Raw genomic sequence first — 8,088 nt, forward strand, 5'->3', positions numbered from 1 at the left:
GTCCAGTCACGCTGATAGCGTGATCAAGGGGTCAAGTGAAATGCTTAAGAGCTTTACTGGATTTATCCGATATTCACTTGAATCCTTCAACCCTCGATTCCTCGGACCCTGTATGGCTAAGTGCGGAAGGGGGTCGGGTGATCGCTCGCTTAAAGCGGGAGGAAAGTCCGGGCTCCACAGGGCAAGGTGGTCGCTAACAGCGACCGGGGGCGACCCCAGGGAAAGTGCCACAGAGAACATACCGCCCCGCGTTTCGCGGGGTAAGGGTGAAAAGGCGAGGTAAGAGCTCACCGCACCCCTGGTGACAGGGGTGGCAGGGCAAACCCCACCTGGAGCAAGACCAAATAGGGGAGCGTTTGAGGGTGGCCCGCTCGATGCTCCCGGGTAGGTCGCTAGATCCCGACAGCAATGCCGGGGCCAGAGGAATGATCACCCTCCCCAGATCGCTTCTGGGGAGACAGAACTCGGCTTACAGACCCGCTTCCGCTTTTTTCCCCCCTTCCCTAAAACCTTTCAGAAAGGAACTGCACCCAATGTCCATCTACGAATTCGAAGGGAAAAGGCCCAAGATCGGAGAAACTTCTTTTGTGCATCCAGCTGCTGTCCTCATCGGTGGTGTGACGATCGGGGAAAATTGTTACATCGGCCCAGGGGCTGTTTTGCGGGGTGACTTTGGGTACGTTGAAGTTGGCGACGGTTCCAATATCCAGGAGAATTGTGTCATCCATACCTATCCCGAACAGACCGCCCGGCTGGGGCAGGACAGTCACATCGGCCATGGAGCCATCGTCCACGGCTCGAAAATCAAGGAGAATGTCCTGGTGGGCATGGGAGCCATCCTGCACGAGGGAGTGGAAATTGGTGACAATTGCATCATCGGGTCAGGCTGTGTAATTACGGCCAATCAAATCATTCCCGCAGGAAAGTTGGTGCTCGGCGTTCCCGGCAAGATCGTCGGCGATGTTCCCCCGGAGATGAACAAAGCCAAAGTATTTGGCACCAAGCTCTACCAAACCCTTCCCCGTCGGTATAAAGCAACCCTTAAAATGATCGGATAATTTTATTATTCCCCAATCTTTTTCTATTTGGACCTGCAGGAAAAAATTTTTTAAGGAGGAAATCTGATGGAGTTGAAAGAAAACCGCGTCAAGAAAGCTCTTAAGGCAGGCCAGGTTTGCATCGGCAGTATGGTCTCCAGCTTCCGTTCACCTCAGATCGCCCAGATATTCGCCGTCTCGGGCTGGGATTATCTCATTATGGACACGGAGCATAGTTTTTTCGATTATGGGTCCCTGGCGGATATTTTTTCGCTGGCCCGTACCGAAGAAATTGTACCTCTCGTCCGCGTGACCGTTGCTACGTATCCCTATCTTGCGCGAGCTTTGGACGTAGGGGCCATGGGGGTAATTTGCCCTCATGTGGAGACCCCCGAAGAGATTCGCCTTATTTTAGATAGCTGTCTTTATGCCCCCCTTGGGCAGCGCGGCCTTTCCCTGAGCAACATCCATCTCGCCCATCGTCGCGCCACACAAAAGGAATACGTAGAGTGGGCGAATGCCAATACTCTGATTGTCATTCAACCGGAAACCAAGAAAGCGATCGAGAATATCGAAAAACTCGTCTCCATCCCGGGGGTGGATGCCGTGATGATCGGACCTCATGACCTATCTCTTTCCTTGGGCATCGTGGGCCAATTGAAGCACCCTCAAATGGCCGAAGCCTACGAGCGGATCATCGCCGCCTGCCAAAAATTTGGGGTTGCTCCGGGCATCCACTTGACGGAATTCGACCAGGCGCAAGAATGGCTGGCCAAGGGGATGCGTTTCTTCACCTTTCAAAACGATATCCGCATGCTCGTCGATGCCGGGAAGTCCTCTACCGCCCAGCTGCGCCAATTCATCAATCAGAAAGTTTAAGAGCTTTTTCCCTTTCGCTCGGAACAGGTCCAGGTCATAGCCTACTCAATCTTAATTTTAGGGATGACCAAGGAACGATGATCCGGATTTTTAATATCCCAGCTTCTTTTCTACTTCATCCAGGGATTGATCGATGGCTTTCAGCCCTTCCTCAACTTCTTTCCGGGTGAGGGTCAGGGGGGGAGCGAATTCCAGAGCATTATTCCCCATTCCCTTGACGATTACCCCATGGGCCCTTCCGGCCAGGGTGAGTTCGGATATGATATTTTCTTGGGGAGGGAAGGGGATTCGTTTCTTCTTATCCTGGACGATTTCAAGGGCGCACCATAACCCCAATCCCCGAGCTTCGCCGGCAATGGGGTGTTTTTGCAGTTCTTTCAATCCTTCCAGAAAAACCTTTCCCATGGCAGCGGCGTTGGCTACCAGGTTTTCGCGCTCGATAATTTCGAGGTTCGCCAAGGCGGCAGCGCAGCATACCGGGTGGTTCCCATAGGTGTGTAAGTGTAAAAAAGTCGGGATGGCCTCGGCAATCTTACGGGTTGTAGCGGCGGCGCCCAGGGGAGCATAACCGCCCGTCAGCTGCTTGGCCATGGTCATGATGTCCGGTTTAATGTTGTAATGCTCAGACGCAAACATTTTACCCGTCCGCCCGAAGCCGACGATGACTTCATCGATAATTAACAGAACTCCGTATTTGGCGCAGATCTGCTGGATGCGGTCGAAATAACCCTCCGGTGGCGGAAGAGCTCCGACCCCCTGCATCACGGTCTCGGCGATGAAAGCGGCAACCAAGTCAGGCCCCTCGAATTGGATCAAAGAATCAAGGGCATCGGCGCAGGCCAAGTCGCAGGCAGGATAAGTAAGGTTCAAGGGGCATCGATAACAGTAAGGAGGAATCAAAAAAGCATGTCCCGGGACTAAAGGAGCCATGACGTTGCGCATGGGATTTAAAAAGCCTAAGGCGCTTAAAGCGCCCATGGTCTGGCCGTGGTAGGCGTTCTGGCGGGAGATGATCTTAAAACGTTTTTGTTTGTTCGCAAAATAATGATATTGCTTGGCGATTTTAAAAGCGGTTTCGACAGCCTCTGACCCGTCGCAAACAAAGCAGGTGGTCATCAACTCGCCAGGATAAATGGAGGCCAGCTTTTTGGCCAATTCGACCGCAGGAGTGGTGATGTAAAATGCCGGAGTGTAATAATGCATTTTCTTGGCTTGTTCATACATGGCTTTGGCGACTTCCTCCCGGCCGTAACCAATGGCGTTGGGCCGGGTATTCCCCGCCATCAAGTCCAGGTAACGATTTCCGTCTTCATCAAAGATATAATTTCCTTCCCCGCGCACAATGACGAGGACTCTTCCTTCCTGCATGTCCTTTTTAACGGTGTTGTGTAGAAAAAGGTAAGTCAGTGCGTCTTCTACAGTCTTCGAGGCCATTTTCGTCGTCCTTTCATTACCCTTGATAAACTCTTCCCTTTTTTCCTTTTGTAACAATTCATTTCCCTTCCTGTCAATGTATTTATTGACCTTGATAATCATAAAAAGGCGTCTCTTGAGCATACGAGGATTAGGGAGACCTGTGCGGCACGGTAAAAAAAACAAATAATCCAAAGGCGATCTGCAGACCTAATCTTCCATCCGCGAATACCCCCGTTGGCCAATCATAATACCAAGCGACGGAGAGATTGACCGCAATATCCGTGGCCATGATCCATACGGAAAAGGTCATTCCCCAGAAAGGAAGGAAGACAAGCAAAAAGAATTTTGGGGAACATGGGGCGGAGAAACTTTTCCTGGTTGAGGATTTCAATAAACGGCGTCGGGGAAAGTGCAAACCGGGCGCGGCCGGCCGACCATCAGGTACATCTTGGGGGAAGCCCAGCCTTCATCCAGAATGTCGTCATCGATCTCGCTGATCACCCCATCATGGATGGCCCAGGAACGTCCGCGGATGGTTCTTGCGAAGCCGGGCTGCCGGAAGGGATTTGAGGCGTCGAGTTTTTGCAAGAGTTGGCCGCCCGATTGGAAAGTCTGATGGATGCGCTGCATACGCTTAAATCCCTCAAAGTAGGTGAAACCGCAGCGCTCATAAACGATGGCGTTGTGGTAAAAAAGGGCCTCCAGGCTGATGGTTTTAATGTCCAGGACTTTGGCAAAGTATTCGAGACCGGCAATCACTTCCCGGGTTAACCCCAACCCTTTGCGAGTCTGGCCAGGAGCCAATCCGGCTTGCAGGGCCCGTTCCTCTTCGGGTAGATTACGGGAGGCACGCCCCCAGAGCGTGTCCCGCCCCTGGGCATCGCTGTCGATGTTGAACCGCTCACCGTCGGGATCGTTGACCACCAGAAAGTCCCAGTTGACCTGGCTGAAGTCCACCGCATCCGAGACCTGGATGGAGTAGACGGGATCTGGATCGTCGCCCTTTCGTTTCATTTCTACCATCACCGTTTCTTCCCTTTCCGGGCAGTAGAAGCGAACCAGGCGGTTGCCTTCATAGTCGGAGAAGGTCAACGGATTAACCTGAAAACGTTTAAAAAGAGAAGGAGGAATGAGCAGCCGGTAGAGGCCCTCTTTCTCGCTGGGAGACATCTGATTGATGCGGTGAATCCAGGGCATATAAGTTAATTGGAACGCAGATTTTCGCAGATACCCGCAGAAAAAGATTCTATGCTAAGAGAATTCAAGAGCCAGAAGTTTGAATGAATGCCAAGTCATTTAATATTTTCCTATCTTTATTGCGAAGGAGTGAGCCAAAGGCGGAATCCTCGCCATGACAGTTTATTTCATGGGTTTGTATTCGTCATATTTTTAATTCAAAAAATCTGCGTTCATCTGCGTCCCGAAAAAATTAAAGCAAAGCTTCCACCCACTGGTCTGAATCTGTCGCTTGATCCATCAGCTCGAGGAACTGGCGAACTTTAAATTCATCCTTTACACCTAAGGAGGGTTTGGCTTTTTCCAGCCGTTCCATGGTCTGAAAAGTATCTGACCGGATCAGGATTAAAGGGATCGACCGTTCCTGGGCTACCCGCAAGACCAGATCGCCTGGGCTTTTCCCTCCGGTGAGGATGATTCCTCCAACCAAATTTTTCCCTGCACCCTTCTCTTCCAGACCGACCAAGATGATCTTGTTATAGACCTGTTTGAAAATCGCCAGGGGACCCTCCAGGTATTTAGACCCAATGGTGAAAGTCTTAATTAAATTGCCGCCAAACTCTGAACAGCAGAGAATCTGGCCGTCGATCAAATCAGCGATGGTGAATACCGTCAAAGCTGCCAAGATGGGGCTCTCGGGTATGGCCGCTACCGACTTCAACCCTTTGCCCTGGAGGAAAGGGATTACCTTGGTCTTGACATGGTCCATTTTGTCCAGAGCAACATGATTGAGGATAGCGGTTTTCACCCGGCCATCGAGAAAGGAGTTCAGCGAGAGCAGGGAGTAAAGGGTCAGGTTGTCCCGCTGGTAGCGATCCACTAAAAGCACGGAGGCATTGAATAATTTGACCAGGAGGCTGTCGGAAAGCCTGGAAAGTCCACCGCCGAAGAAGATCTCTTTCGCTCCCATGATCAAGACCACGTCTTTCCCGCGGGAAGTCTCCTGGAAAGCCTTCTCGATCTTTTCGATCAATCGATCTTCGTGGCTGCCGGAAACTTCGGCAATTAAATTTTCCGTAAGCACCACCGGACAAAGGGCCTCCGCCGGCTCTGCGAGGTCCAAGACCTCTTTAAGGAGGGTGGCATCGGAGTCGCAAAAACTCCCTTCCGCAGAGGGCCCCAGCTCCGGCAGAAGTCCATAAGGTTTGAAGAATCCTACCTGGACACCTTTGGCTTTTAATTTGACGGCCAAGGCCCAAGTGGCCAGCGTCTGGCCCGGCTCGCCACCGGTGGACCCTATGAAGATCGAACGCATGGAAAACCTCCGGAAGGGAATCCGTGATGCACTTCATTCACCGCAGAGAACGCAGAGAGCGCAGAGAATATGCATTCTCAGCGGCCTCTGCGGTAATTGCTTTTTTATAATAGCAAAAGGGAAGAAGGAAGTAAATTCAGATTGCAGATTGCAGATTGCAGATTGTAGATTGCAGATTTTAGATTGGAGATTGGGGAATGGGTCGTTAGGAAAAGCAAAGGGAGAAAAGGGTGTGGCCCAATCCGGCTCCTCGCGGGACTGGGCCCAACCGATCAGGGAGTTTTTTCTTTTGGGGAATATACCAGGTTGATCGGGTGGCATTTATCACAAGCCTGAGTGCGGGGATGGGCTTGGTGACAATGATAACAAGTCTCCATCTGCGGCCGGTTGGTCCGCGGGTTAAAGGAATCGTGCCCGATATTGCGATGGCAATCGATACATAGAACTTTTTTCTCGGCATGGAGCTTATGGGAGATTTTTACGATCCGAACGCTGGCCAGGTCAGTTTGCTCCCCTCGGGGAATGGTGGCGTGACAGCGCAGACAGTTATTGTTCATCAGATCATCACTGGCGGAAAACTTACTGGGGATGATCCCTCCCGACGTTGTGTGGCAATCCGTGCAGGTTACCGATGCCGGGTGGACGCGGGAAGGAAGCCACCTGGCCATAGGTTCCTGATTTTGATGGCAGCTCAAACAGAAAAACGGATGGGTCGTGGTAAATCGGACCAACCCCAAAGCCGGGATGGCAGCTAAAACCAGAATGATCGCAATGACCAATACCCAGGCTCGTCTGGATAATTTAGGTAATGCCGGAATTTTCATGACCATTCCTCTGGATTCCCATCAGGCTCTCTTTGGTTCAGATTTTCGTTAAAGTCACCCGGGTATCATTCCAGGCGATCCCGCCAGCGACCGGGTCGAAATCGGCCGCGATTAACTCGCTGGGATTGACTCCGTTCCCCTGCTTTTCCCACCAAAGTAACCCTGTATCGAAGTCGCTGCTTTTTTCCTTCTTGGCCCTGGCGAATCGCCCCAATGCCCAATGCCCTAAGCCTTCGGTCAAGGTTACCACGCGCGGATGGATACCCTGGGAGAAACGCACCCGGACCGTTAGACTCCCGGCGGGGGAGGATATTTTAACGCGGTCCCCGTCGCGCAGCCCTCGGGCTCGCCCTGTCCCGGGATTGATCCATAGGGGGTTGTCATGCAGAATTTCGACCAGCCATTTGGCATTGGCCAATCGCAAAGTCATGACGTTAGCCCGGTTCACGGTCAGGATCAATTCGTCCTCTTTGATTCCCTGATGGGTCTGGATCGGAACATAGGCCGGAAGAGCAGGCAGCCCTTTTTCCTGAAGCTTTTTGGAGAAGATTTCGAATTTTCCCGAAGGCGTGGAAAAGCCCTTCTTTTCGTAGGAGCGATATACTGGTTTTGCTGCGGGATCAAACCATACCCCTTCTTTTTTCAGGAGCTCGAACCCTCCGGCCTTAGCAAGCCCCTCAATGCGGGCGGCTGCTTTTCCGATAAAATCCTCGCAACTCGGGTAAGGGAAGGCCTGCGGTAAACCGCCGCCAATCCGCTTGGCCAGCTCGATGAAAGTTTTACCGATGGATTGGGATTTGCCCAAAGGAGGAACCATGGGCTGCCGGATGCTAACGAAGGGAATAAGGTCCATGGCCGGCCGGGATTCTAAATTCCAGCTTTCCAAGTAAGAAGCCATGGGCAGAAGGAGGTCCGCGACGGTTCCGGTTTCAGTTAGGTGGGTGTCGGCCACCACAATGAAGGGAAGGCGTTTTTCATCCTTGAGGATTGGCAGAATTTCTGCCGGGTTCGGGTTGGCATAGGCCGGGTTGGCCATATAAGCAAAGTAAACTTCAACCTTGGCCTTTCCTTCTTTCAGGGCAGCGAAGGCCTGGGGGGAAGAAGAAAAAGCATTCTTCCCTTTTGGCTCGCTCAGATCCATGGTCCGGGGCAGGCAACAGCCGCCCGGGGCATCGATGTTACCCACAATGGCGTTGAGGAGGGCAATGCACCTCTCGTTGAAAACGCCGTTTTGGTGGCCGCTTACCCCCCTCCCTGTTAAGGCAACTGCCGGCTTGGCCTGAGTGAATTCCGTGGCTAAGCGCCGAATGTCGGCGGCTTTGACCCCGCTGACCTTTTCCGCCTGCTCGGGGGTGTATTGCCCGAGGTGTTCCAGGAGCTTGGGCAGGGGGTAATTCGTCCAGCGAGCAAGAAACTCTTTATCATAGAGACCCTGCTGCAG

8 protein-coding genes and 1 other RNA gene are annotated in these 8,088 nt (G+C 52.3%); 3 read left to right on the forward strand and 6 right to left on the reverse strand.

The features are described 5' to 3' along the window. Positions 1 to 125: 125 nt before the first annotated feature. From rnpB to Q7V48_06400, 3 genes are all read left to right on the forward strand, one after another. Positions 126 to 488: RNase P RNA component class A (gene rnpB, locus Q7V48_06390), an RNA gene on the forward strand. A gap of 45 nt (positions 489 to 533) precedes the next feature. After that, positions 534 to 1,058, forward strand: coding sequence for a DapH/DapD/GlmU-related protein (locus Q7V48_06395; GenBank protein ID MDO9210364.1), 525 nt, complete (start codon positions 534 to 536; stop codon positions 1,056 to 1,058). Positions 1,059 to 1,124: 66 nt separating this feature from the next. Beyond that, positions 1,125 to 1,916, forward strand: a complete 792-nt coding sequence (locus tag Q7V48_06400) for an aldolase/citrate lyase family protein (protein ID MDO9210365.1) — start codon at positions 1,125 to 1,127, stop codon at positions 1,914 to 1,916. A gap of 90 nt (positions 1,917 to 2,006) precedes the next feature. Here the strand turns inward: Q7V48_06400 and Q7V48_06405 are convergent, their stop codons facing one another. The 6 genes from Q7V48_06405 to Q7V48_06430 all read right to left on the reverse strand — a co-directional run. Further along, positions 2,007 to 3,452 (reverse strand): aspartate aminotransferase family protein, encoded by a 1,446-nt coding sequence (locus tag Q7V48_06405; GenBank protein MDO9210366.1) that lies wholly within the window; start codon positions 3,450 to 3,452, stop codon positions 2,007 to 2,009. A gap of 28 nt (positions 3,453 to 3,480) precedes the next feature. Continuing rightward, entirely contained in the window at positions 3,481 to 3,642 is a 162-nt protein-coding gene (locus Q7V48_06410; protein ID MDO9210367.1) for a hypothetical protein, read from the reverse strand. Between the two features lie 77 nt (positions 3,643 to 3,719). Further along, positions 3,720 to 4,529, reverse strand: coding sequence for a hypothetical protein (locus tag Q7V48_06415; protein ID MDO9210368.1), 810 nt, complete (start codon positions 4,527 to 4,529; stop codon positions 3,720 to 3,722). A 232-nt stretch (positions 4,530 to 4,761) separates the two neighbouring features. Further along, on the reverse strand, positions 4,762 to 5,823 hold the full coding sequence (locus Q7V48_06420; GenBank protein ID MDO9210369.1) for an AAA family ATPase: 1,062 nt from the start codon (positions 5,821 to 5,823) through the stop codon (positions 4,762 to 4,764). A 272-nt stretch (positions 5,824 to 6,095) separates the two neighbouring features. Continuing rightward, positions 6,096 to 6,653 (reverse strand): NapC/NirT family cytochrome c, encoded by a 558-nt coding sequence (locus Q7V48_06425; protein MDO9210370.1) that lies wholly within the window; start codon positions 6,651 to 6,653, stop codon positions 6,096 to 6,098. A 31-nt stretch (positions 6,654 to 6,684) separates the two neighbouring features. Next, on the reverse strand, positions 6,685 to 8,088 hold a 1,404-nt coding region (locus tag Q7V48_06430), incomplete at its 5' end, for a molybdopterin-dependent oxidoreductase (protein ID MDO9210371.1).

Source organism: Deltaproteobacteria bacterium (assembly GCA_030654105.1).
GTDB lineage: Bacteria > Desulfobacterota > SM23-61 > SM23-61 > SM23-61 > JAHJQK01.